The 23571-nt window shown below is 74.3% G+C and carries 24 protein-coding genes; 8 read left to right on the top strand and 16 right to left on the bottom strand.

Features of this window, described 5'->3' with window-relative positions:
• Positions 1 to 20 precede the first annotated feature (20 nt).
• Positions 21 to 578 carry a YbaK/EbsC family protein gene (locus AB0L74_RS24990; protein WP_365656476.1) on the bottom strand — a complete coding sequence of 186 codons (558 nt, stop codon included), beginning with the start codon at positions 576 to 578 and terminating at the stop codon, positions 21 to 23.
• A 43-nt stretch (positions 579 to 621) separates the two neighbouring features.
• Positions 622 to 1194: an XRE family transcriptional regulator gene (locus AB0L74_RS24995; RefSeq protein ID WP_365656479.1), complete on the bottom strand. Its 573-nt coding sequence runs from the start codon at positions 1192 to 1194 to the stop codon at positions 622 to 624.
• A gap of 97 nt (positions 1195 to 1291) precedes the next feature.
• Here AB0L74_RS24995 and AB0L74_RS25000 point away from each other — a divergent pair, with 97 nt between their 5' ends.
• On the top strand, positions 1292 to 2149 hold the full coding sequence (locus AB0L74_RS25000) for a DMT family transporter (RefSeq protein ID WP_365656482.1): 858 nt from the start codon (positions 1292 to 1294) through the stop codon (positions 2147 to 2149).
• 27 nt (positions 2150 to 2176) lie between these two features.
• On the opposite strand, the gene AB0L74_RS25005 is transcribed toward AB0L74_RS25000, so the two are convergent.
• On the bottom strand, positions 2177 to 2944 hold the full coding sequence (locus AB0L74_RS25005) for an acyltransferase (RefSeq protein ID WP_365656485.1): 768 nt from the start codon (positions 2942 to 2944) through the stop codon (positions 2177 to 2179).
• Positions 2945 to 3051: 107 nt separating this feature from the next.
• Here AB0L74_RS25005 and AB0L74_RS25010 point away from each other — a divergent pair, with 107 nt between their 5' ends.
• Complete coding sequence (locus tag AB0L74_RS25010; RefSeq protein WP_365656631.1) at positions 3052 to 3585, top strand: gamma carbonic anhydrase family protein; 534 nt, start codon at positions 3052 to 3054, stop codon at positions 3583 to 3585.
• 11 nt (positions 3586 to 3596) lie between these two features.
• Here AB0L74_RS25010 and AB0L74_RS25015 read toward each other — a convergent pair whose 3' ends face one another.
• The gene (locus AB0L74_RS25015) at positions 3597 to 4247 is read right to left on the bottom strand and encodes a DedA family protein (protein ID WP_365656488.1); all 651 of its coding nucleotides are present in this window, start codon (positions 4245 to 4247) and stop codon (positions 3597 to 3599) included.
• A gap of 206 nt (positions 4248 to 4453) precedes the next feature.
• Positions 4454 to 4891: a DUF4442 domain-containing protein gene (locus AB0L74_RS25020; RefSeq protein WP_365656634.1), complete on the bottom strand. Its 438-nt coding sequence runs from the start codon at positions 4889 to 4891 to the stop codon at positions 4454 to 4456.
• 181 nt (positions 4892 to 5072) lie between these two features.
• On the opposite strand from AB0L74_RS25020, the gene AB0L74_RS25025 reads away from it, so the two are divergent.
• Positions 5073 to 6383: an MFS transporter gene (locus tag AB0L74_RS25025; protein ID WP_365656491.1), complete on the top strand. Its 1311-nt coding sequence runs from the start codon at positions 5073 to 5075 to the stop codon at positions 6381 to 6383.
• Here AB0L74_RS25025 and AB0L74_RS25030 read toward each other — a convergent pair.
• Positions 6345 to 7190, bottom strand: a complete 846-nt coding sequence (locus AB0L74_RS25030) for a fused MFS/spermidine synthase (protein ID WP_365656495.1) — start codon at positions 7188 to 7190, stop codon at positions 6345 to 6347. The two genes, AB0L74_RS25025 and AB0L74_RS25030, sit on opposite strands and share 39 nt — an antisense overlap.
• A gap of 103 nt (positions 7191 to 7293) precedes the next feature.
• The gene (gene tuf / locus AB0L74_RS25035) at positions 7294 to 8463 is read right to left on the bottom strand and encodes an elongation factor Tu (RefSeq protein ID WP_365656498.1); all 1170 of its coding nucleotides are present in this window, start codon (positions 8461 to 8463) and stop codon (positions 7294 to 7296) included.
• 521 nt (positions 8464 to 8984) lie between these two features.
• On the opposite strand from tuf, the gene AB0L74_RS25040 reads away from it, so the two are divergent.
• Positions 8985 to 9782, top strand: coding sequence for a TVP38/TMEM64 family protein (locus AB0L74_RS25040; protein WP_365656501.1), 798 nt, complete (start codon positions 8985 to 8987; stop codon positions 9780 to 9782).
• A 346-nt stretch (positions 9783 to 10128) separates the two neighbouring features.
• Positions 10129 to 11004, top strand: coding sequence for an undecaprenyl-diphosphate phosphatase (locus AB0L74_RS25045; RefSeq protein WP_365656504.1), 876 nt, complete (start codon positions 10129 to 10131; stop codon positions 11002 to 11004).
• 89 nt (positions 11005 to 11093) lie between these two features.
• On the opposite strand, the gene AB0L74_RS25050 is transcribed toward AB0L74_RS25045, so the two are convergent.
• The 3 genes from AB0L74_RS25050 to AB0L74_RS25060 all read right to left on the bottom strand — a co-directional run bounded on the left by AB0L74_RS25050 (position 11094) and on the right by AB0L74_RS25060 (position 14121).
• Positions 11094 to 11915, bottom strand: a complete 822-nt coding sequence (locus AB0L74_RS25050; protein WP_365656507.1) for a hypothetical protein — start codon at positions 11913 to 11915, stop codon at positions 11094 to 11096.
• A gap of 84 nt (positions 11916 to 11999) precedes the next feature.
• Positions 12000 to 13766, bottom strand: coding sequence for a hypothetical protein (locus tag AB0L74_RS25055; protein WP_365656510.1), 1767 nt, complete (start codon positions 13764 to 13766; stop codon positions 12000 to 12002).
• Between the two features lie 214 nt (positions 13767 to 13980).
• Complete coding sequence (locus tag AB0L74_RS25060) at positions 13981 to 14121, bottom strand: hypothetical protein (RefSeq protein WP_365656513.1); 141 nt, start codon at positions 14119 to 14121, stop codon at positions 13981 to 13983.
• 186 nt (positions 14122 to 14307) lie between these two features.
• On the opposite strand from AB0L74_RS25060, the gene AB0L74_RS25065 reads away from it, so the two are divergent.
• Complete coding sequence (locus AB0L74_RS25065; protein ID WP_078969477.1) at positions 14308 to 14487, top strand: hypothetical protein; 180 nt, start codon at positions 14308 to 14310, stop codon at positions 14485 to 14487.
• Between the two features lie 176 nt (positions 14488 to 14663).
• On the opposite strand, the gene AB0L74_RS25070 is transcribed toward AB0L74_RS25065, so the two are convergent.
• Positions 14664 to 15404, bottom strand: coding sequence for an SDR family oxidoreductase (locus AB0L74_RS25070; RefSeq protein ID WP_365656516.1), 741 nt, complete (start codon positions 15402 to 15404; stop codon positions 14664 to 14666).
• Between the two features lie 40 nt (positions 15405 to 15444).
• The gene (locus AB0L74_RS25075) at positions 15445 to 16044 is read right to left on the bottom strand and encodes a DUF4291 domain-containing protein (RefSeq protein WP_365656519.1); all 600 of its coding nucleotides are present in this window, start codon (positions 16042 to 16044) and stop codon (positions 15445 to 15447) included.
• 175 nt (positions 16045 to 16219) lie between these two features.
• Between AB0L74_RS25075 and lnt the strand changes: the two genes are divergently transcribed.
• Complete coding sequence (gene lnt, locus AB0L74_RS25080) at positions 16220 to 17794, top strand: apolipoprotein N-acyltransferase (protein WP_365656522.1); 1575 nt, start codon at positions 16220 to 16222, stop codon at positions 17792 to 17794.
• Here lnt and AB0L74_RS25085 read toward each other — a convergent pair.
• On the bottom strand, positions 17718 to 18623 hold the full coding sequence (locus AB0L74_RS25085; protein ID WP_365656525.1) for a Gfo/Idh/MocA family oxidoreductase: 906 nt from the start codon (positions 18621 to 18623) through the stop codon (positions 17718 to 17720). The two genes, lnt and AB0L74_RS25085, sit on opposite strands and share 77 nt — an antisense overlap.
• A 306-nt stretch (positions 18624 to 18929) precedes the next feature.
• On the opposite strand from AB0L74_RS25085, the gene AB0L74_RS25090 reads away from it, so the two are divergent.
• On the top strand, positions 18930 to 19445 hold the full coding sequence (locus AB0L74_RS25090) for a DinB family protein (protein ID WP_365656528.1): 516 nt from the start codon (positions 18930 to 18932) through the stop codon (positions 19443 to 19445).
• 903 nt (positions 19446 to 20348) lie between these two features.
• Here AB0L74_RS25090 and AB0L74_RS25095 read toward each other — a convergent pair.
• The 3 genes from AB0L74_RS25095 to AB0L74_RS25105 form a co-directional block, all read right to left on the bottom strand.
• The gene (locus tag AB0L74_RS25095; RefSeq protein ID WP_365656531.1) at positions 20349 to 20894 is read right to left on the bottom strand and encodes a hypothetical protein; all 546 of its coding nucleotides are present in this window, start codon (positions 20892 to 20894) and stop codon (positions 20349 to 20351) included.
• A 127-nt stretch (positions 20895 to 21021) separates the two neighbouring features.
• On the bottom strand, positions 21022 to 21705 hold the full coding sequence (ung, locus tag AB0L74_RS25100) for a uracil-DNA glycosylase (protein ID WP_365656534.1): 684 nt from the start codon (positions 21703 to 21705) through the stop codon (positions 21022 to 21024).
• Positions 21706 to 21810: 105 nt separating this feature from the next.
• On the bottom strand, positions 21811 to 23397 hold the full coding sequence (locus AB0L74_RS25105) for an ABC transporter substrate-binding protein (RefSeq protein ID WP_365656537.1): 1587 nt from the start codon (positions 23395 to 23397) through the stop codon (positions 21811 to 21813).
• Positions 23398 to 23571 lie beyond the last annotated feature (174 nt).

Here is a 23571-nt window from a genome sequence, read left to right on the forward strand (position 1 = left end):
GGACAGGGCCGGCCGTGGCGTCACGCGACGCCCAGTCCCTCCAGCACCACCGCTCCGGGCAGCTCGGCGAACGCCTTGCCCGGCACCAGCAGCTTGCCGCGCCGGCGTCCGCTGCCGACGAGGACGTACGGCAGGTCGACGACGGCCGGGTCCACCAGGACCGGCCAGCCCTCGGGCAGGCCGACCGGGGTGATGCCGCCGTACTCCATGCCCGTCTGTCCCGTGGCCGTGTCCATGGGGGCGAACGACGCCTTGCGGGCGCCCAGGTGCCGGCGGACGGCCCCGTTGACGTCGACCCGGGTGGTCGAGAGCACCACGCAGGCCGCGAGCGTGGTCTCGCCGCCGCGCTTGCCGGTGACCACGACACAGTTGGCGGACTGTTCGAGCAGCTCGCGGCCGTAGTGCTCGACGAAGGTGGCGGTGTCGGCCCACCGCGGGTCGGTGTCGACGTAGACGATCTGGTCGGCGGGGACGCTGCCGCGCCAGTGGCGCACCGCGTCGGCGACCGGGCGGGTCAGTTCGCCGAGGCAGTCGGGTGCGGGCCGGGCGTTGTCGAAGTGTCCGATGGGTGCGTGCATGGCCGCACGCTAGCAACAGCGGGCGGTCCCACGGCCGGGTGTCTCAGCGCACGGGCGGGACCGAGACGGCCATGATCATCTCCATGGGCACGTCGCCGTCGTTGCCGTATCCGTGCGGGGTGTCGGCCTCGAAGGAGGCGCTCGCGCCCTCGGGGACGCGGTAGGCCACGCCGTCGACGGTGAGGGTCAGCTCGCCCGCCGTGACGTGCACGAGCTCGAAGGTGCCGGCCGGGTGCGGGTCGGACGGGCTGCTCTCGCCCGGCATGAGCCGCCAGTCCCACATCTCCAGCGGCCCGGGCGCCTCGGTGCCCGCCAGCAGCCGGTTGTAGCTGCCGGCGCCGGTGTGCCAGAGCCGGACGGCCTGCTCGGCGGGGACGACGCGGACCCTCGGGCCCTGTTCGTAGTCGAGCAGGGTGGTGATGCTGACGCCCAGGGCGTCGCCGATCTTGACGACCGTGCCGAGGCTGGGGTTGGTGCGGGCCTGCTCGATCTGGATGAGCATGCCGCGGCTGACCCCGGCGCGGGCGGCGAGCGCGTCCAGGGTGAAGCCGCGCTCGGTGCGACAGCGTTTGACGTTGCGCGCCAGGGACTGGGTCAGCAGGTCGAGGTCCGACACATTCCGTCCATTATTTTGTATGACACAGTGCAACTGATTGAACTATGGTGTGGTGCACCCGATCGTTCACTGAACTGTACTGCGAGGCAGCCCTCCCATGACCGCGCTCTTCGCACTGGCCACGAGCTTCCTGTGGGGTCTGGCCGACTTCGGCGGCGGGCTGCTGAGCCGGCGCACGCCCGCCCTCACCGTGGTGGTCGTCTCCCAGTGCGTCGCGGTCGCCGTGCTCGGGGCGATCGTGGTGGCCACCGGGGCCTGGAGCGAGGCGGGACCGCGGCTGTGGTTCGCCGTGGGCGCCGGCCTGGTCGGCCCGGTGGCGATGCTCGCCTTCTACAAGGCGCTCGCCCTCGGCCCCATGGGCGTCGTCTCCCCGCTGGGCTCGCTCGGCGTGGCCGTCCCGGTCGGTGTGGGTCTGGTGCTGGGCGAGCGTCCGGGGCCGCTCCAGTTCGCCGGGATCCTGGTGGCCGTCGCCGGTGTCGTCCTCGCGGGCGGCCCGCAGTTCCGGGGTGCGCCGGTCCAGCGGCAGGCGGTGATCCTCACCCTGGTCGCGGCGTTCGGCTTCGGCGCGGTGATGGCCCTGATCGCGGAGGCGTCGACCACGGTCACCGGCCTGTTCCTCGCCCTGTTCGTGCAGCGGGTCACCAACGTCGTCGTGGGCGGTGCGGCCCTGGGCGCCTCCGTGCGGCGCGGCGGTGCCGCCCTCCCGCCGGAGGGCTTCCCGTGGCGCTCGCTCCCGGCGCTCGCCTTCGTCGGCCTCGCGGACGTCGCGGCGAACGGCACGTACTCCGTCGCCGCCCAGCACGGCCCGGTCACGGCCGCCGCGGTACTCGCCTCCCTCTACCCGGTGGTGACGGCGCTCGCCGCACGCGGCTTCCTGGGCGAACGGCTGCGCGCCGTCCAGACGGCGGGCGCGGGGCTCGCGCTGGCGGGCACGGTCCTGCTGGCGGCGGGCTGATCCAGGGGCCCGGTCCCGGCCGGGCGGTCACGCCTCGGCTTCGGCCCCGGCCGGGCGCGCCGCCGGCTCCCCGGCCGCCGCGTCGGCCAGCGCCCGCAGCTGCTGCGGCGTGATCCCCTCCGGGATCGGCACCGGCGCCGGGGTCCGCAGCGGCGGCTGCCAGCCGTCGGCCGGGGTCCAGCGCCGTACGACCCGGGCGGGGGCGCCGGCCACCACACTGTGGTCGGGCACCGTGCCGCGGACCACGGCGCCCGCGGCCACCACCACGTTCCGTCCGATCCGCGCTCCGGGCAGGATCACCGCTCCGGTGCCGATCCAGCAGCCCGGCCCGATCGACACCGGCTCCATCCGGGGCCACTGTTTGCCGATGGGCTCGTGGGGATCGTCGTAGGAGTGGTTGGTGGAGGTGACGTAGACGTACGGCCCGAAGTAGCAGTCGCTGCCGATGGTGACGGTCGTGTCGGCGATGACATGGCTGCCGCGGCCCAGGACGACCCCGTCGCCGACGCGCAGGATCGGTTCGGGGCCGAGGTCGAGGTCGGGCATCAGCCCGGCGGTGAGGGTGACCTGCTCGCCGATGATGCAGTGGGCGCCCAGATGGATCCACGGTTCACCGAAGACCGTGCCGAGCGGGAAGGCGAGCCGGGTGCCGGTGCCCAGCGCGCCGAAGCGGAAGCCGCCGGGGTGCTCGGCGGTGACGGACCCCGTGCGCTGCACCCAGGCCCACCCCGCGTGCACGGCGCGCTGTGCGAGGCGGCGCCGCCAGGAGGAGAACGTGTTCTTGGGCTTCGGCACCCGCTTACGGTACTCAGCGCGCGGTGCGCCGCAGCGCCCCCGGCCCTGTGATCTTCACCCCACCGAGTGGCGTACGGTGCGGTGTATCACCCGACCAGGAGGCGATGATGACGCACAACGCGCTGATCACGGGCATCGGCGGCAAGGAACCGAAGGTGGACGCGGAGGCGTTCGTGGCGCCGACGTCCTCGGTGATCGGGGACGTGACGCTGCACGCGGGGGCCAGCGTCTGGTACGGGGCGGTACTGCGCGGCGACGTCGAGCGGATCACGGTCGGTGCCAGCAGCAACGCCCAGGACAACTGCACCCTCCACGCCGACCCCGGCTTCCCCGTCACCGTCGGCGAGCGCGTCTCCATCGGGCACAACGCGGTGGTGCACGGCGCGACCATCGAGGACGACTGCCTGATCGGCATGGGCGCCACCGTCCTCAACGGCGCGGTGATCGGCGCCGGCTCCCTGGTCGCCGCCCAGGCCCTGGTCCCGCAGGGCATGCGGGTGCCGCCGGGCTCGCTGGTCGCGGGCGTGCCGGCGAAGGTGAAGCGGCAGCTGACGGACGAGGAGCGCGAGGGCGTCACGCTGAACGGGACGATGTACGCGGAGCTGGCCGGGGCGCATCGCGAGGTCCACGACCGGCCCTGATCCCGGAGGGGTCAGTCGGCGGCCGGGACCGTCTCCGGCTCGGCCGCCGCCGGGCCGGGCAGCGCCGACTTCGCCCTGCGCTTGAGCACCAGCATCGAGGTCAGGCCGACCAGCACGGCGGCCACCAGGCCGAGCCAGGAGAAGCGCTTGAGCCAGGACTCGGCGACGATCCCGACGTAGTAGATGACGGCGGTGGTACCGCCCGCCCAGACGATGCCGCCGAGCACGTTGGCGGTCAGGAACTTCCAGTACGGCATCCGCAGCACGCCCGCGAGCGGGCCGGCGAAGATGCGCAGCAGGGCGACGAAACGGCCGAAGAAGACGGCCCACATGCCCCACTTCTGGAAGGACCGCTCGGCGGTGGCGACATGCCCCTCGCTGAAGTGGCCGGGGAACTTCCTGCCCAGCCAGGCCAGCAGCGGCCGTCCGCCCTTGCGGCCGATGGCGTAGCCGATGGAGTCCCCGATCACGGCGCCGGCGCTGGCGCACACACCGAGGATCACGGGGTCGACGCCGGTGTGCTGGGAGGACAGCAGTGCCGCCGACACCAGGATGATCTCGCCCGGCAGCGGGATGCCCAGGCTCTCCAGACCGATGACCAGTCCGACGACGGCGTAGACGGCCGCCGCGGGCACGGTGTCGAGCCACTCCTGGACGTGCAACGCCCCATCCTCCCGATTCGCGTCCCGGCATCCCGGGCTTCCCGGGCGTGCGCGCGAGGCGGCGCACGCCCGGGAAGCCTACCGGGTCACCGGTCCGCACCGGCGCTCCGCGGACCCGCCCGTGACCTGGGACACGGTGGGTTCTCCCCTGCAGCGGACGGCACCGCGCGCGGCGGGCGGCGGGTCCGGCCGCCTGCCGGGGGGTGTCAGCCGTTGGGCCGCAGCGTCCAGACGACCGTCATCTCCCCGGTCACGGCACCGTCCTCGCGCCGGATGGCGACGCTCACCGGGAACTCCGGGCGCTGGCCCGCGTCGAGTTCCGCGACGACCTCCGCGGCCGGGCGGCCCAGCGTCGCCGTGGCGGTGACGGGGCCCAGCGCGAGCTTCTTGAAGGCGATCTCGGCGTTGACCAGCAGCGGCACGGCGCGCGCGAGCTGGTCGCCGAAGGCGGCCAGGACGATCGCGCCGCTGGCCGACTCGCCGAGGGTGAACATGGCCCCGGCGTGCGGCCCGCCGACGTGGTTGCGGTACTCGCCCTGGTCCGGAAGGGCCAGCACGGCCTTCTCGGGTGTGGTCTCCAGGTACTCCAGGTTCAGGGTGCGCACCATCGGCACCGTGGCGGCGAGCATCTCGCCGATCGACATCTGGTCTGCGGTCATGGTCGCATGTTACCCGTGAGTAGCCCGTGCCGTGACAGTCCGGGACCGGCTTTATGGCCATGGGCGCGCGGAACGGGCGCAGGGGGCCGGCCGGGCGCGGCGGACCGGCGCGAGAGGGCTGGAATGCCATTTGGCAAGTCGGACGCGCTGCGGCGATAGTCGGCCCGTGACCACCGCCGCCGCACCCTCCCGACGCCCCCGCAGACCCGCCTGGGCGGGCCGCAACTACTCCCTGCTGACCGCCGCCGCGGTGGTCACGAGCCTCGGCAGCCAGGGCGCGCTGATCGCCGCCGCGTTCGCCGTGCTGGAGGCCGGGGGCGACGGCGGCGACGTGGGCCTGGTGGCCGCCGCCCGCACGCTGCCGCTGGTGCTGTTCCTGCTGATCGGCGGCGCGGTCGCGGACCGCCTGCCGCGCCATCGGGTCATGGTCGCGGCCAACGCCCTGAACTGCCTGTCGCAGGCCGCCTTCGCCGCGCTCGTGCTGGCCGGGGAGGCACAACTGTGGCAGATGATGCTGCTGACCGCGCTGGGCGGCACCGGCCAGGCGTTCTTCAGCCCGGCGGCCGAGGGCATGCTGATGTCCTCGGTCCGGGGCGACCAGGCGGGCCGGGCCTTCGCGGTGTTCCGGATGGCGATGCAGGGCGCGGCGCTCGGCGGGGCGGCACTGGGCGGCGCGATGGTCGCCGTGATCGGTCCCGGCTGGGTGCTGGCGGCGGACGCCGCGGCCTTCGCGGTCGCCGGGGCGCTGCGCGGCCTGCTCGACGTGCGCCACATCCCGCCGCGGGAGCCGGGCGGCGGCCTCCTCGCCGACCTGCGGGAGGGCTGGCGGGAGGTCGCCGGCCGACCGTGGCTGTGGGGCATCGTCGTCCAGTTCTCGATCGCCAACGCGGTCGTCGGCGCGGCCGACGCGGTCTACGGCCCTCTCGTGGCACGCGACCATCTGGGCGGCGCCGGGCCCTGGGGGGTGGCCCTGGGCTTCTTCGGGGCCGGCACGGTCGCCGGCGCGCTGCTGATGACCCGCTGGAAGCCGCGCCGGCTGCTGCTCGCGGGCACGCTGTGCGTCTTCCCGCTCGCCCTGCCGTCCGCGGCGCTCGCCGTCCCGGTCCCGATCGGTGTGCTGTGCGCGGTGATGTTCGTGACCGGCGTCACCCTGGAGGTGTTCGGCGTCTCCTGGATGACCGCGCTGCACCAGGAGATACCGGAGGAGAAGCTCTCCCGGGTCTCGGCCTACGACTGGTTCGGCTCGGTCGCGCTGATGCCGCTGGCGACGGCGCTGGCGGGCCCGGCCGAGGAGGCGTTCGGGCGGACGCCCTCGCTGTGGGGCTGCGCGGCGCTGATCGTGCTGATGACGTCGGCGGTGCTGTGCGTACCGGACGTGCGGAACCTGCGGCGCCGTACCCAGTGCGTGACGCACGGCGGCCACGAGACCGACGCGGCCTCACCCGATGCCGAACGCCCCGTCGGGGGGCTCGGGTGACGGTACGGCGTCCTCGTCCCGCACCGGGCGGGCGTCACCGGTGAAGTCCCGCAGGGCGGCACCGTGTTCCACCCGGGCGGGGAAGGCGTCGGCGGCGGTGAGCCGGGCGAGCGCGGCCACCGCCAGGGGACGGTGGGACGCCGCCAGCACCGCGTTGCCGAACCGGCGCCCGCGCAGCACACCCGGCTCGGCGATCAGCGCCAGTTCCGCGAAGACCTCCGCGAAGGTGGCGAGCTGGGAACGGAGGAAGGCGAACGGGGCGCCGTCGGCCAGATTGGCCACGTACACGCCGTCGGCCCGCAGCACCCGCTCGGCCTCGCGGGCATAGGCGACGGAGGTCAGGTGGGCGGGCACCCGTGAGCCGCCGAAGACGTCGGCGACCACCAGGTCCGCCGAGTCCCCGGGGGCGGCCTCCAGCCAGGCCCGGGCGTCGGCGGCGTGCGGGGCGATGGCGGCGCCGTCCGGCAGCGGCAGGTGCTCGGCGACCAGCTCCAGCAGGCCGCGGTCGGCCTCCACGACGTCCTGCCGGGAACCGGGCCGGGTCGCGGCCACGTACCGGGGCAGGGTGAGCGCGCCTCCGCCGAGGTGCAGCACGTCCAGCGCGCGCCCCGGCTCGGCGACGGTGTCCAGCACGTGCCCGAGCCGGCGGGCGTACTCGAACTCCAGGTGCGCCGGGGCGTCGAGGTCGACGTACGACTGCGGCGCCCCGTCGACCGTCAGCAGCCAGGCGCGCTCCCGGTCCACGTCCGGCATCAGCTTGGCGGTGCCGTGATCCACGACGCGGGTGACGGGTATCGGCTCGTTCACGGCTCCATTGTGCCGGTGCGGCGCCCCGCGCCGGGGCGTGGACCACGTCCGGGGCGGGACACCGCGGCCGTGCCGCCGTGCCCCGCCCCGCCGCCGGGCCCGTTCAGCCCACCGACGTCACCGTTCCCGCGCCGACGGTCCGCCCGCCCTCGCGGATGGCGAAGCCGAGACCAGGCTCCAGCGGCAGCGCGCGCCCCAGCTCGACCGTCATGGTGACGGTGTCACCGGGCCGGGCGACGCCCGTCTCGCCCAGGTCGATGTCGCCGGCCACGTCCGCGGTGCGGAGGTAGAACTGCGGCCGGTAGCCCGTCGTCACCGGGGTCGTCCGGCCGCCCTCGCGCGCCGAGAGGACGTACACCCGGGCGGTGAAGCGGCGGCCCGGCGCGACGCTGCCCGGCGCCACGACCACGTGCCCGCGGCGCACGGCGTCCCGCGGGACGCCCCGCAGCAGCAGCGCCACGTTGTCCCCGGCCTGCGCCTGTGCCATCGGCTTGCCGAAGGTCTCCAGACCGGTGACGACGGTCTCCAGCCCGGTCCCGGGCACCTCGACCCGGTCGCCGGGCCTGACCGTGCCCCGCTCGATCGCGCCGGTGACGACCGTGCCCCGCCCGGTGATGGTGAGGACGTTCTCGACCGGCAGCAGGAACGGCGCGTCCAGGTACCGCTCGGGCACGGGCACATACGTGTCCACCGCGTCGAGCAGCGCCTCGACGGACGCCGCCCAGCGCGGGTCCCCCTCCAGCGCCCTCAGCCCGGAGACCCGTACGACGGGCACGGCGTCGCCGCCGTAGCCGTGCGCGGTGAGCAGTTCGCGCACCTCCAGCTCGACGAGGTCGGTCAGCTCCTCGTCCCCGGCGTCGGCCTTGTTGAGGGCGACCACGATGTGGTCGACACCGACCTGCCGGGCGAGCAGGACGTGCTCGGCGGTCTGCGGCATGATCCCGTCGAGCGCGGAGACCACGAGGATCGCCCCGTCGAGCTGCGCGGCGCCGGTGACCATGTTCTTGACGTAGTCGGCGTGGCCGGGCATGTCGACGTGCGCGTAGTGCCGGGTGTCGGTCTCGTACTCGACGTGCGCGATGTTGATGGTGATGCCCCGCGCCGCCTCCTCCGGTGCCCGGTCGATCCGGTGGAACGGCGTGAACGTACCGGTACCCCGGGCGGCGAGGACCTTGGTGATGGCGGCGGTCAGGGTGGTCTTGCCGTGGTCGACATGGCCCATCGTGCCGATGTTCAGGTGTGGTTTGGTGCGGACGTAGGCCGTCTTGGACATGGCGGTACCTCGAAGTCTCTCGGCGGTCTCGGTGGTCTCGGTGTCGCTCGATGCGTCGGTGAGACGGGTGACGGCCCCGGCGCGGCATGGGCACGCGGCCGGGACGGGGACCCCGAGGTGGTGCCGACCCTCCCCCTGCGGGGTCCGCCGGACGATCCGGGAAGGGTCAGCTTCGGGCGCCGTCGACGGCGCCCGCGAGGACGGGAACGGCAGCCTTCGGGGCATCCGCGGCGGCGGATGCGGCGAGGAGGAAGGCGTACCGGAACATGACGCCGATCCTCGCCCACTCCCCGCCGGGAGTCGAATGATTTTCCGCCGGCCCGCACACCGGGCCCCGCACGGATCTCCCGCCGCTCTTCGCGCACTTCGCCGGCCGGCCTTCCCAGCGCCTCGCCCGCCGTTCGTCCGGCCGGCCCCCGCCGGTCCTTCCGCGCGCGGTGTCACCCGGATTTCACCCTCCGGCGGAGCCGATGAGACGAACCATACGGCGATCACACATATGTGTCGGTTACTGTCACCGGATGCTCGATGCCACCACCCGCTCTGGGGGCACCGCCACGGCCCCTCCCCGGGCCGCCGCCACGGAGCTGGCCGCCGCCGTCCCCGCCGCGGCCGCGCCCGGCGCCCCGTCCGTCGTCGCGGGCGGACTCGCCGCCCGCTGCACGAGAGTCCTGCTCTCGCCCTGGTCCCGCCTGTCGCTGCTCGTCGCCCTGCTCGCCTCCGCCGCGTCGGCGGTGCTGCTGTTCGAACCGCAGAAGCTGCTGGTGGACGGCTGGCCGCCACAGCTCGGCGGAGCCGCGGCGGCCCTGGCCTACGCGGCGGCGTACGGGCTGTGCACCGTGGCGTTCGTGCCGCGCCCGCTGCTCAACCTCGCCGCCGGCGCGCTCTTCGGCTCCCAGGCCGGGCTCGGGGCGGCCCTGGCGGGTACGGTGCTCGGCGCCGGGATCGCCTTCTGCCTGGGCCGGGCGCTGGGCCAGGACGCGCTGCGCCCGCTGCTGCGCGGCCGGTGGCTGAGGGCCGCGGACGGGCAGCTCAGCCGGCACGGGTTCCGCTCGATGCTGGCCGCGCGGCTGTTCCCCGGGGTGCCGTTCTCGGCCGCGAACTACTGCGCCGCCGTCTCCCGTATGGGCCTGCTGCCGTTCCTGCTCGCGACCGCGCTCGGATCGATCCCGAACACCGCCGCGTACGTCGTCGCCGGCGCCCGTGCCTCGGCGCCGACGTCCCCCGCCTTCCTGATCGCGCTGGCCTGCATCGCGCTGCCGGGCCTGGCCGGCGCCGTGGTGGCCTGGCGCAAACGCCACCACCTGCGGGCCCGCTGACATCCGGTCAGGCGGCGCGCGTCCGCTGCGGGACCTGACGGGCGCCGCGCTCCCGCACGGCGTGGACGAGCGTCGTCGTCAGCGGTGCCGTTCGCCCCGAGCGGATGCCCGGGGGCGATCGCCCCGCCAGGCACGTCGTCCTCGGCGAGCACCGACGGCCGGCCGCGGGGCCCGGGGCCGGACGGTCGCCGGGCCCACGGCGGCGCGGCCGCCCAACCCCTGTGCCCGCGTCGTCACCCAAGGACGCTACGCTGCCCCCGACACGCCCGGTCTTCGATCACCGCGTACGGCGGCCCGGTGTGTCCCTGGCCCGTTCCCACGATCGGCACTTGGACTCCGTAACTTCATGTCTTGGTTTGAATCCCTCATCCTCGGACTCGTCCAGGGGCTGACCGAGTTCCTCCCCGTCTCCTCCAGCGCCCACCTGCGGCTGACCGCGGCGTTCTCCGGTTGGGAGGACCCGGGTGCGGCCTTCACGGCGATCACCCAGATCGGTACGGAGACCGCCGTGCTGATCTACTTCCGCAAGGACATCGGGCGCATCATCTCGGCGTGGACCCGGTCCCTCGCGGACAAGGGGATGCGCGGCGACCCGGACGCGCGCATGGGCTGGCTGGTCATCGTCGGCTCGATCCCGATCGGCGTGCTCGGCGTGACGCTGAAGGACCAGATCGAGGGGCCCTTCCGCGATCTGCGGATCACCGCCGCCATGCTGATCGGCATGGGCGTGGTCCTGGGCTTCGCCGACCGGCTCGCGGCCCGCGACGAGAGCGGCGGCCGGCACCGCGCCGCCAAGCAGCGCAAGAACCTGCACGACCTCGGCGTGCGGGACGGCCTGATCTACGGCATCTGCCAGGCCATGGCCCTGATCCCCGGCGTCTCCCGCTCCGGCGCGACCATCAGCGGCGGCCTGTTCATGGGCTACAAGCGTGAGGCGGCGGCCCGCTACTCGTTCCTGCTGGCGATCCCGGCGGTACTCGCCTCCGGCGTGTTCGAACTCAAGGACGCGGCGGAGGGCGGCCATGTCTCCTGGGGTCCGACGATCTTCGCGACGATCATCGCCTTCGGCGTCGGGTACGCGGTCATCGCCTGGTTCATGAAGTTCATCTCGACGAAGAGCTTCATGCCGTTCGTCTGGTACCGGATCGCGCTCGGCGTGGTCATCATCGTGCTGGTGGGCATGGGCGTGCTGAGCCCGCACGCGGGCGAGCCGGCGCACTGAACGGGAGACTGAGGCACTGGTTCGCGCGAGTGACGCCCTAGCGGTGGTCCGCGCAAACAGCGGTGGTTCCGGCCCGGTTTCCCGGCTCGTCACCCCGTCGTCTCCCAGTGCCGCAGGGCTGCCTCGGCGACCGTTCGCTCGTCGGTCAGGTCGTCGTTGTCGGCCCCGTAGGCGGCCACGCCGTACAGGTTGCCGTCGGCGGCCTGGAAGCGGATGTCGACGACGTACCAGATCGTCTCCCGCGAGACGCGGACCCGGTACTCCATGCGGTGCCCGGAGGCGTGCGCCTCCTCGAAGGGCTCGGGAGCGGCGAGTTCCTCGAAGCCCTCCCCCCGGCGGGCTTCCTCGAACGATCGCTCGGGGGTGGACTCGGGCACCTCGAACACGCGGAGGAAACGCGCGCCGTCGGGAGCGTCGTAGTCGATCTCGAAGATCTCGGTCGGTTCCTCGGCCGGCGCCCGGTCCCATCCCTCGGGGACGGCGGTACTGAAGCCCTCCTCTTCGTCGACGAGGCGGTAGCCGTCGGGGAGAGGGTCCGCGGGCGGGGCGGACGGCCCGGGAGCGGCGGGGCTGCCGGTGCCGGATGCCGACGGGTCGGCCGGTGAGGCGGCGCCGCCGGACGTCTCGCCTCCGGAGGGCCGCAGGAGCACCAGGACGGTGGCGACGGCGACCGCGGCGGCTGCGGCGATGACCGCCCACAGGACACGGCGGCCGGTTCCACCGGGCCTCGCGGACGTGGACGACCCGGCGGCGGGAGGCCGGAGTGCGTACGCCCGACGGGTCGGCGGCCGTGGCGGGGAGAGGTCCGTGCCGGGCGGGGGCGGTGGTGTGACCGTGGGTGTCCCGCCGCGGCCGGAACCGTCCTCCCAGCTCTGGGTGTCCTCGTTCCAGTAGGTCCGTCTCTCGGTCATCGCGCCCCTCCGTCACATTCCGAGCGGTCCGGCGGCGGTTTCCGCCTGGACACATCACCGGTGCCGGGGCGGGGCTGAGGCTCTTCACCGGCCATCCGGGGCGGGTCCCCTCCGAGGCGGTGCCTGCCCGCCGCTCGTCGTGGTGGCTCGCGTGGCCGCGGTGGCCCGGGCGTGGTCGCCGATGGCGAACGTGCTGCCCTCCACCGACTCGATGTTGACGCCACCGTTGCTGATGTGGACAACCTTCTGGACGAACTCGTCCGTCTGGTAACCGGCTTCCGCGAGCGCTGCCTTCACGCCGTACGCGATGCGGTCCTGCACACTCCTCAGGTAGCGGTCGACGTCCATGGACTGGAAGAGCGACCCGCCCGGCTCCGCGGCGAGTTCGCGTACCGACACCGCCGGGCCTTCGGGCTGCCCGGCGGCGAACTCGCCGGTGAGCCGGCGCCAGCCGCGGACGGCGCGACGGCCGAGCGTGACCAGGGCGGCTCCGGGCGCGCCGGCCACGCGGGTGAGGATGTGGACCGCCTTGCCGAGGACGTTCTGGTCGGCGAACCGGTAGGCCTCGTGATCGGCGTCCTTGAAGTCCGCGCGCACGGGGAACAGCACATGCGGGGCCACCTCCAGCATCAGCATCCGTCCCTGTGTGTGGACACGTACGAAGACCGTGACGACCAGTTCCTCCTTCCAGCCGTCCACCCTGATCCGCAGGAAGTGCCGGCGCTTCTCGGCGCCTTCCTCGACCGCACGCGTGCGGTGCAGCTCGAACGAGTGCGGGTCGTACGGCGCGTCCTCGCGGCGCGGCAGGCCCTCCACCGGGAGGAAAACGCACTCGTCGATCTCCAGATGGCGCAGCCGGTCCCGTACGATCCGGCCCTCCCGCCCGGACGACTCGGCCACCTCGCGCAACTGCTCGAGGAAGGGACGTACCGCGGAGAGGACCGTGGCGTTCCCGATCGGCTGTCTCTCCTTCGCCGGATCCGGCCGCAGCTCGACCGCGAGGACCCAGGTGTCGTGCGCGGTGCCGGCGCCACAGAACGGGCGCGCCTCGTGGTACATGACCAGCGGGGCGTGCTGCTCAAGCCGGATGCGTTGCTTGAGCAGCTGGCACCGGCGCCCGCCGGCCCGCTCGGCCGGGTCGTTGGCCGCGTCCGGGAAGTGCTGCGGGGACAACTCGCCCCGCAGCACCCGGGTGAAATGCACCTGCTGCCCGGCGACACACCCCGCCATCGCCAGCAGAGCGGCCAGCGCGAGCCACGCCTCCAGTGCGCTGACCCCGCCCGGCCCTCTCTCCGGCAGCAGGAATCGCAGAGCGGAGGGCAGGAGGGCGCGGAGGGACTCCAACACGCCGCCGTAGGCGCCGCCTTCGCCGGCCGCTCCGAAACCGATGGCCAGACTCGTGGTCACGAGGTAGGCGAGGAGAAGCCGTCCGGCCCAGCGGAGTCCGAAGGCGGGCAGGCGACGACGTCCCGGCGGGTCGTCGGCAGTGCCCCGTATCCGGCGCCCGAGGGTCAGCAGCAGCCCGGGAATGACCAGGATCAGCAACCACCCGCCGGTCGCCGCGGCTCCGGCCGCGAGCAGCCCCAGCACGCTCCAGGCCCAGGCCAGTTCCACCCGCCGGGCGCGCAGGGCGTGGGCGAGGACCCGGGCGGCGTCGAATCCGAGGGAAGGCGCCACGACCCGGTGCTCTCGGAGGTAGAGCTCGTCGATGACCCGGTCCCGGTACTCCGCGTCCAGATACGTGCCCGCACAGAGCAGGCGGCCGGCCTCACTCGCGTGCGGGGCGACGACCTGTGGCGGTGTGGTGACCGGCGGGGACTGCGGCTGCGGCGGCAGGTAGGCGGTGCTCATGGCGCTCCTCCGCGCTCAGGTTCGCCTCGGCACGGAAACCGCCGTGACAAGGCTTATTGAGAGGGCATCAGCATAGGGCGACGGACGGGCAGCGCACGTCCCGTCCCGCCGATTGGAGCGCGGTGCGGCTGAGCCGAGGGACAGGGACGCGAGGGTGCTGTACGGGAGGGCGGGGCATCCCCGTCCTGGCCGTGCCGGCCGGCGATACCCGGCGTCAGGAAGGCCGCCCGGCGCCCCCGCCGGTGGACGAGCGCGCCCGTTCCCGGCACGCCTTCCAGAACGCGCGGCCGATCCAGGCGGCCGCGACGGTGACGCCGGTCAGCACGGTGACGCCGACGAGGAGCGGTACGGCCATGATTTTCCGCCTTCCGTGTGAGCGGGAGGGGCCGCGCGCCGCAGGGCCCGGCCCGCGCGGCCGAAGCGCCGGGCCCCGGGGCCCCTGCCGCGGTGCGGGCGGCCCGCGCGCGTTGTGGCGGGACTGTGACGGGCTCTGTAGCCGTCCGGTAGCGCAGTGTCAGTGCTTGCCCCTAGGCTTGTCCGCATGTCCCCCGATTCCGTGACCCCTGGTTCCGTGCGCTCTGCCGCAGAGCTGAACGAGCGGATCCGTGACCTGTGGCGGCGTGCGGGAGGGTCCCTGTCGGCCCAGGACCGCGCCGAGTACGAGTTGCTGGTCGTCGAGTGGGCGGCCGCCATCAGGGGTGAAGTGATCGAGGCGGCGTGAGCGGCACAGGCCCCCGGCGCCGCCGTAGCGGTTCCCGGGGCGGCGGCCGAGCGGTGCGCTCGCCGCCCCGGCGGCCTGCCGGGCCCGGGAAGGGCTTCCCTGCGGGTCGCCGGGCGGCCGCGTCACGGCCGCGGTCCGCCCGCAGGGCCCGCCCGGGCACCCGAGGCCGCCGCCGCTCAGCGTCCGCCCGCCACCCGCAGCACCGCCCCCGTCGTGTACGAGGCGTCCGCCGACATCAGCCACGCGATGGCGGCGGCGATCTCCTCCGCCCGGCCCGGGCGGCCCAGCGGGACGGAGGCCCCCACCCGGAAGGCGCGGTCGGGGTCGCCCATCGCGGCGTGCATCTCCGTGTCGATGGCCCCGGGGGCGACCGCGTTGACGCGGACCCCGTCCGGGCCCAGCTCCTTGGCCAGCCCCACGGTCAGCGCGTCGACGGCGGCCTTGGTCGCCGCGTAGTGCACGTACTCCCCCGGGCTCCCGAGGGTCGCGGCGCCCGAGGACACGTTCACGATCACGCCGCCGCCCCGCTCCGTCATGAGCTGCGCCGCGCGCCGGGAGCAGAGCAGGACCCCCATGAGGTTCACGTCGACGACCCGGCGCAGGTTGTCGGTGGCGGTGTCGGCGAGGCGGCCCAGCGGCCCGGTCACCGCGGCGTTGTTCACCAGGCCGGTCACCGGGCCGAGCCGCTCCCGCGTCACGTCGAACAGCCGCTCGACGTCCGCCTCCACCGCGGTGTCCACCCGTACCGCGACCGCGCTCCCGCCTGCCTCGCGCACGCCGTCCGCCACGGCCTCGGCCGCCGCCTCGTCCCGGACGTAGCCCACCGCCACGTCGTGGCCGTCCGCCGCGAGGCGCAGACAGGTCGCCGCGCCGATACCGCGGCTGCCGCCGGTGACCACCGTGACCGGACGTGACATGGGAACCTCCTGGAGCGGATTTGATCGATCATCGATCATCCTAGGGGCACAGGTGCGCGAGGTCACCCCCCTCCAGCGAATAGGGCCGCTCCTCGGGAAGCAGCACAGCGGCCCGTTCGAGCTCGCCCGCGCGGACCAGCGCGTGGATCTCGCGGGCCAGCAGCGTCACCTCCTCGATACCGGTGATCCACTCGTCGGCGTACCGCGCCGCCGCCTCGCCCCCGAGTCCCAGCTGGAGCGACCGGTGGGGCAGCGGATCGAGGCGCAGATCGCGTTCGGGGTCCCACTGCACCCGCACGGGGGTCCGCTTCAGCCGCCGCTTCCAGGCGGCCGTGTCACCGTGCAGGGCGGGGACGAAGTGGGACAGGCACGCGTGGCGCAGAGCCCAGGCGAAGCCCTCCCGGCTGATCTCCACGGCGAGGACGGTCTCCTGGTTGTCCTTGGTGCCCCAGCCACAGCGGTACATCATCCACAGGAAGGACGGCTTGACCCACGTCATGCGGTCGCGTTTCCAGGAGGACGGGAAGCGGCCGTCGCGGGCGGCGGCACGGCCGATGTGCGGGCCGTACGCCTGGTAGACGGTGACCGTGGTGTCGGTGTACCGCGCCCGTATCCGGTACCTGGGCGGCTGATCGTTCATGCGGCACAGCGTGGAGCGGTGCGGTTCCGGTCCGCCACCGAATATCGCCGCCCGGGGCGCCGCGCCCGCCTTCCCGGCGGGCGGCGGGCCGGTGTGATCAACTGAACAGGCGCCCCGGGCCTTCGCTCACCGGCAGGGCGCACACTGGAGGCACCCACGGCGTAGGGAGGCGCCCATGAAGACCCTCGGTCACCGGCTCGTCTCCCCGTGGTGGCGCTCGGCCGCCGCCGCGCTCGCGGGTGCGCTGCCCGTGCTCGCCTTCCCGGCCCCGGGCCTGTGGTGGTGGGCCGGTGCCGCCCTGGTCCCCTGGCTGCTGCTGGTCCGCGGCGCGCCGACCGGGCGGCGGGCGGCGTACGACGGCTGGTGCGGCGGGTTCGGGTTCATGCTGGCGATGCACCACTGGCTGCTGCCGAACCTGCATGTGTTCACGTTCGTCATCGCCGCGCTGCTCGGCGCGCTGTGGGCGCCCTGGGGCTGGCTGGTCCGCCGCACGCTGGGCGGGAGACCCTCGGCGGGCCGGGTGGCGGTGGCGCTGCTCGTCGTGCCGTCGGGCTGGCTGGCCATCGAGCTCGTCCGCTCCTGGCAGGGGCTCGGCGGTCCGTGGGGCATGCTCGGCGCCAGCCAGTGGCAGGTGGCGCCGGCGCTGCGGCTGGCCGCGGTGGGCGGGGTGTGGCTGCTCAGTTTCCTGCTGGTGGCGGTCAACACCGCCGTCGCCGCCCTGCTCGCGCTGCGCCGGGCCCGGGTGCCCGCGGTGGCCGGTCTGGCCGCCTGTGCGGTCGCCGTCTCGGCGGCCTGGGCGTGGTCCCCGCGCCCCGGCGCCGACGAACGGGTGCGGATCGCGGTGGTGCAGCCGGGTGTCGTCGCGGGCGCGCACAGCCCCGACCGCCGGTTCGACCGCGAGGAGGAGCTCACCCGCCGCCTGGCGGGCCGGGGCGTGGATCTGATCGTGTGGGGCGAGAGCAGCGTCGGCTTCGACCTGGACGAGCGGCCCGATCTGGCGCGGCGGCTCGCGGCGCTGTCGCGCGAGACCGGCGCCCGCCTGCTGGTCAACGTGGACGCGCGGCGTTCGGACAAGCCCGGCATCTACAAGAGCTCGGTGCTGGTCGGCCCCGGCGGCCCGACCGGGGACCGCTACGACAAGATGCGGCTGGTCCCCTTCGGGGAGTACGTCCCGGCCCGTTCGCTGTTCGGGTGGGCCACCTCCGTCGGCGAGGCGGCGGGCGAGGACCGCAGGCGGGGCTCGGCGCAGGTGGTGATGGACGCCGGGGACGGGCTGATGATCGGCCCCATGGTGTGCTTCGAGAGCGCGTTCCCCGACATGAGCCGCCATCTCGCCGAGGGCGGTGCCGAGGTGCTGCTCGCCCAGTCGTCGACGTCGACGTTCCAGCAGAGCTGGGCGCCGCGGCAGCACGCCTCGCTGGCCGCGCTGCGCGCCGCCGAGACCGGCCGGCCCATGGTCCACGCGACGCTGACCGGGGTCTCGGCCGTGTACGACGCGAGCGGGGCGCGCGTCGGGCCGTGGCTCGGCACCGGCGCGTCCGCCGCGCAGGTCCACGACGTTCCGCTGGCGCACGGCGGCACGCCCTACGTCCGCCTCGGCGACTGGCCGGTCCACGCGGCGCTGCTGATCCTCGCGGCGTGGGGCGCCGCCGAGGGGGCGCGGGCGCTGCGGCTCAGGCGGCCCGCTCCTGGACCTCGCGTACCACCCGCTCGCACAGTTCATGGGTCTCCAGCGCGTCCCGGGCGCTGAGCACCTTGCCCGCGCGCACCGCGTCGAGGAAGGCGAGCACCGCCTGCTCGATGCCGCGCTGCCGGGCCACCGGCACCCAGTCCCCGCGCCGCCGCACGGTCGGCTGGCCCTTGTGGTCGATCACCTCGGCGAGGTTGACCACCTGCCGTTTGGCGTCCCGCCCGGAGACTTCCAGGATCTCCTCCGCCGAGCCGCTGAGCCGGTTCATCACGCCGAGCGCGGTGAAGCCGTCGCCGGCGAGCTGGAGCACGACGTGGTGGAGCAGCCCGTCGACGGCGCGGGCCCGGACGGTGACGTCGTCGATCGGGCCGGGCACGAGGAAGCGCAGCGTGTCGACGACGTGGATGAAGTCGTCGAGGATCATCGTGCGCGGCCGCTCCGGCAGCCCGGTGCGGTTCTTCTGCAGGAGGATCAGCTCACGCGGGTGCTCGGCGCACTGGGCGTAGCCGGGTGCGTGGCGGCGGTTGAAGCCGACGGCGAGGCTGACGCCCCGCTCCTCGGCGAGCGCGACCAGCCGCCGGGAGTCGGCGAGTTCGTAGGCGAGCGGCTTGTCGACGTACGTCGCCACGCCCGCCTCCAGCAGCCGGGTCACGATCTGGGGGTGGACGTCGGTGGGGGCGTGCACGAAGGCCGCGTCGAGGTCCTGGGCGAGCAGGGCGTCGAGGTCGGCGTGGCGCCGCTCCGGCGGGAGGCGCAGGCCGTCGGCGACCCGGGTGAGGGTCGCCGGGGTGCGGGTCTGCAAGTGCAGTTCGACGCCGGGCTGGAAGGCGAGCACCGGGAGGTAGGCCTTCTGCGCGATGTCGCCGAGTCCGATGCAGCCGACCTTCACGAAGTTCTCCTCTGGTTACCGACCTGGGTGTGCTGCGCAGCATACGGCGGCCGCGGCGGCCCGCGGCGGCCAGGACCTCGGGGCCGGATGGTCACCGCGACGGGCGCCACGGACCCGGCGCGGCATGCGCTGTCGCCGGTGACGTGGGCGGACGGGCTCCTGGCCGGCCACGCGGCCGGGTCGTTCGGCGCCGGGCGCCGGACCGGGACGGCGTGCGGGCGGGCCCGCGGGAGCCGCCGGCCCGGGGATGGCGGCCCCCGCTGAAAACCCATGGCCGCGCGAGCGGCGGCGGGCGAGGATGCGGGCATGACGACGACCGAGCGCCGCATGCCCGCCCCCGACGCCGACGAACGCACCATGCTGGAAGGCTGGCTGGACTACCACCGGCACACGCTCGCCCAGAAGTGCGAGGGCCTGTCCGACGCCCAGCTCAGGACCGCCTCGGTGGCACCGTCCGAGCTGTCGCTGATGGGGCTGGTGCGGCACATGGCCGAGGTGGAGCGGAACTGGTTCCGCAGGGTGCTGGCGGGCGAGGACGCGGGCCCCCTCTACTACAGCGACGAGGACCGGGACGGCGAGTTCCATCCGACCGAGGCGGACACCTGGCAGGAGGCGTACGCCACCTGGCAGTGCGAGATCGGCGTCGCCCGGCGGATCGCGGCCGGGTTCGGCCTGGACGGCCTGTCCCGGGGGAGGAGCCGGTTCACCGAGCAGCCCTACAGCCTGCGGTGGATCTACACGCACATGATCGAGGAGTACGCCCGCCACAACGGCCACGCCGACCTGGTCCGCGAGCGCGTCGACGGCGCCACCGGGTACTAGCCAGGTGTGCTGTTCCGGGCGACGCCGGGGACCGCGCGGGACGCCGGTCCGTTCTCCCGGGACCGGGGATCACTCGTGCGGGGCATCCTGGGTCCGTCCGCCGTCGCCGACGTGCCGGAACCGGCAAAGTGGCGCGGGTGCATCGAACGACGACCACCGCGACGCTCCTGTGGGCCGTGGCAGTCTCGGCCCTGACCGGCTGTGTGACGCTCCAGCGCCCTCCCGCGCCGGACTCGACGCCGACCGTACCGCCCGCGCCGCGTCCGGACGGCGCGCCCGAACCACGGGTGGTGCAGGCCCCCGCCCGGGAGGCCCTGGTCATGATCGGCCCTTCCCGGCCGGTGGCACCGTCCCCGTCCGCGCCGCGCCGCGCCCCCGGGCCGGCCGCCGCGCCGCCACGCGAACCGCCGGCCGCCCGGCCGGAACCGCGTCCGCGCCCGGCGCGCCCGGAACCCCCGAAGCCGCCGTCGCCCGCCCCGCAGCTCCCGCGCACCGGTCTGCCCGGCGCCGGCAAGCCGGCCGGCCGCGTCGGGCCCGGGAGCGGGGGCGTGTGCTCCTTGGGCAGGACGTACGGCGGCTGGCGGGCCGACAGTCCGGAAGCGGTGATCTGCCGGCGGACGTACGGCCGTTGAGTCCGGGACCGCCCGGCGGGGCATCCGCCGCCGGAGCACCGGGCCCGTTCCGCCTGCCCGGCGTTCCCCTGCGGAGGCCGGCCCGTTCCGCCTGCCCCGCCGTCCGGCGGTCCGGTGAGCGGCCCGCGGGGTCTGTGGTCATCGCTGTGCGGCGCCCGTTGGCGGCCGTCTCGGCGCTCGGCCGCGGACACGCCGGAGCGGGTGCCCGCCGCCGTCGTGCCGACGGCTGTCCCGTTCCTCCCGGCGCCACGCGGGACGCGGGTGCCCCGCCTCACCACCCTTCCTGGGGCCGTTGCCGCGGCGGCCCCCACGGGCCGCCCTCCGGGGACGCTCCGCGCCACCCGTCCTCCTCCAGCCGCCGTGCCAGCCGCCCGATGGCCGTCCGTACGCCCTCGCCGTAGCCGTCGTCGCCCAGTGCCCCGGCCGCGCCCCGCGCCCGCCGCAGATGCGCGCGGGCGGCCTCGCGGTGGCCGAGCCGGGCGTAGTCCGCGGCCAGGTTCAGATGGAGGGCGGGGTACAGGGCGCGGGCGGCGAGCGCGCTCTCGTGCCCGGCGGGACGGTCCTGCGCGAGTTCCTCCGCGGCCGACAACGCGCGCAGGTCCCAGGCCAGTTCGTCGGCGGGGTCGTCCTGGGTGTCGGCCAGGTAGTGGGCCAGGGTGCAGCGGTGGAGCGGGTCGCCGTGCTCGCCGATCTCGGCCCAGAGGCCGAGGAGGCGCTGCCGGGCCTCCTCGCGGTCGCCCGCGTGGTGCAGCATGACGACCTGCCCGATCCGCGTCAGCAGGGGGTCCGGCGCCGCCTGCTCCTGTCCCTCGGCCACCGTGTCCTCCGCACCGCTCGTCGGCTGTCTGCGAACGACGCTAGCGGCAGACGCCGGCGATCCCGCTCAGGCGGCTCCGTACGGCCGCGGGGCGGGCCGGCCGGCGGACCGGCCCCGTGCGGGGCGCTCAGCCCAGGTTCGGAACGCGCCAGTCGATCGGCTCGTGCCCCTGCCGGGCGACGGCCTCGTTGATCTGCGTGAACGGACGGGAGCCGAAGAACTTCCTCGCCGACAGCGGCGAGGGGTGCGCGCCCTTGACGACCGCGTGCCGCGACTCGTCGATCAGCGGCAGCTTCTTCTGCGCGTAGTTGCCCCACAGCACGAACACCGCCGGGTCGGGCCGGTTCACCACCGCCCGGATCACCGCGTCGGTGAACAGCTCCCAGCCCCGCCCCTTGTGCGAGTTGGCCTCACCGGCCCGGACCGTGAGGACCGCGTTCAGCAGGAGCACGCCCTGCTCGGCCCACGGCATCAGGTAGCCGTTGTCCGGGATGGGCGTGCCCAGTTCCTCGTGCATCTCCTTGTAGATGTTGCGCAGGGACGGCGGGACCTTCACGCCGGGCCGGACCGAGAAGCACAGGCCGTGGCCCTGGCCCTCGCCGTGGTACGGGTCCTGTCCGAGGACGAGGACCTTCACCCGGTCGTACGGCGTGGCCTCCAGGGCGGCGAAGACCTCCTCGCGCGGAGGATAGACGGGACCCCGCGCGCGCTCCTCCTCGACGAACTCCACCAGCTCCTTGAAGTAGGGCTGTTGCAGTTCGCTTCCCAGCACCTCGCGCCAGGACTCGGGCAGCATGGCGATGTCGGTCACGTCGGCTTCCTTACCGTGTGCGGTCGCTTCCAGGCCACAGAACCTACAGGCGACCACTGACAACCGGTCCCCCGGGCCGGACACCCGGGCCGGGGCCCCGGGGCCCTACCAGCTCGTCTTGCGGTGCAGCTCCCACATCATCATCACCGTCGACGGGTCCAGTGCCCGCTCGGCGCCGGATATGTCCTCGCTGGCGGCGACGTACTGCTTGCCCTGCCACAGCGGCAGCAGCCGCACGTCGTCCACGAGGATCCGCTGGGCCTCCTCGAACTCCTCCACCACGGCGGCACGGTCGCTCTCGCGGCGGGAGCGGGGCAGCAGCTCACCGGTGATCTTCGGGGCCGGGTAGGGCGTGCCGAGCGCGTTCTGCTCGCCGACGAACGGGGCGATGAAGTTCTCCGCGTCCGGGAAGTCGGGGGACCAGCCGCGCCCGAAGACCGGGTACTCGCCCTTGCGGTACCCCTTGACGTACGTCTTCCACGGGCGGCTCTGGAGGGTGACCGTGAACAGGCCGGACGCCTCGAGCTGCCGCTCCAGCTCCTTGAACTGCGCGGCGGTCTGGGAGCCGTAGCGGTCGGTAGTGTACCAGAGGGTGAGCGGGACGGGCTTGGTGATGCCCGCGCCGGTGAGGATCGCGCGGGCCTTGGCGGCGCTGGGGTCGCCGTAGTCGTCGAAGAAGTCGGTGGTGTGGCCGGTCAGGCCCGCGGGGACCATCGAGTACAGCGGTTCGACCGTGTCCTGGTAGACCGTGTGCGCGATCGCGGCCCGGTCGACGACCTGGGCGACGGCCCGGCGCACGGCCTTGCGGCCCGCCCAGGGGTCGCCGGGGTCGAAGACCAGGTAGCTGATGTCGGTGCCGACGCCCTCGACCAGCTGGAGGTTCTCCTCCTTTCCTGCCCTGCCCTGGAGGGTGACGATGTCGTCCGGGGCCAGACCCCGGTAGGTCACCTCGATCCGGCGCTCCCGCAGCGCCTTCACCATCGAGCCGGAGTCCCGGAAGTAGCGGATCGTCACGGCGTCGTTGCGGCGCTCGGCGAAGCCCTTGTAGCGGTCGTTGCGCACGAGTTCGGCCTGCCGGCCCTCCTCGTACGACGCGAGCGTGTAGGGGCCGGAGCCGAGAATCTCGCCGCCCTCGCGCACCGCGTCGGCCGGATAGCTGTCGGGGTCCACGATCGACATCGCGGGCGTGGCCAGCACGAACGGGAACGTGGCGTCGGGCTTGTTCAGGTGGAAGACGACCTCGCGCTCGCTCGGCGCCTGGACGCGGTCCAGGCTGCCCAGCAGACCGGCGGGGCCGCCGTCGACGTCGATGGCGCGGATCCGGTCGATCGAGTGCTTCACGGCCCGGGCGTCCAGCGCTCCCCCGTCGGAGAAGGTCAGGTCCGACCGCAGCCGGCAGCGGTAGACCCGGTGGGACCCGTCGGTGAACGCGCACTCCTCGGCGGCGTCCGGCTGGGGGGTGGTCGCCCCGTTCGGGTAGCTCAGCAGCGTCTGGTAGACGTTGCGGAACAGTTCCCACGAGCTGTCCCAGGAGGCGGCGGGGTCCAGCGTGCTGGGGGCACTGGTCGTGCCCACGAGAACGGGGCCCTCCTCGTCCGGAGAGCCGGACGGCAGCAGGCCGCACCCGGCGAGCAGGGACGACAGGGACGCGATGGCCGCCACTCGCCGCAGGCATCGGTTCCGCTTGAACACGCGCACGCTCCTCGATCCGCCGTACCAAGGGTCGGCAGACCATACCGCAGCGTCCCGGCGGCTGAACCCCCTGTGAACGGCATCTGGATCAAGAGGGCGGCGGCGACGTCGTCCGGGGCGGGGCCGGGGCCTTGCCGGGGCCCGCCCCGGGGACCACGGGGCGGCGGAGCGGCA

The organism is Streptomyces sp. NPDC052020 (genome assembly GCF_040680575.1).
Taxonomy (GTDB): domain Bacteria; phylum Actinomycetota; class Actinomycetes; order Streptomycetales; family Streptomycetaceae; genus Streptomyces.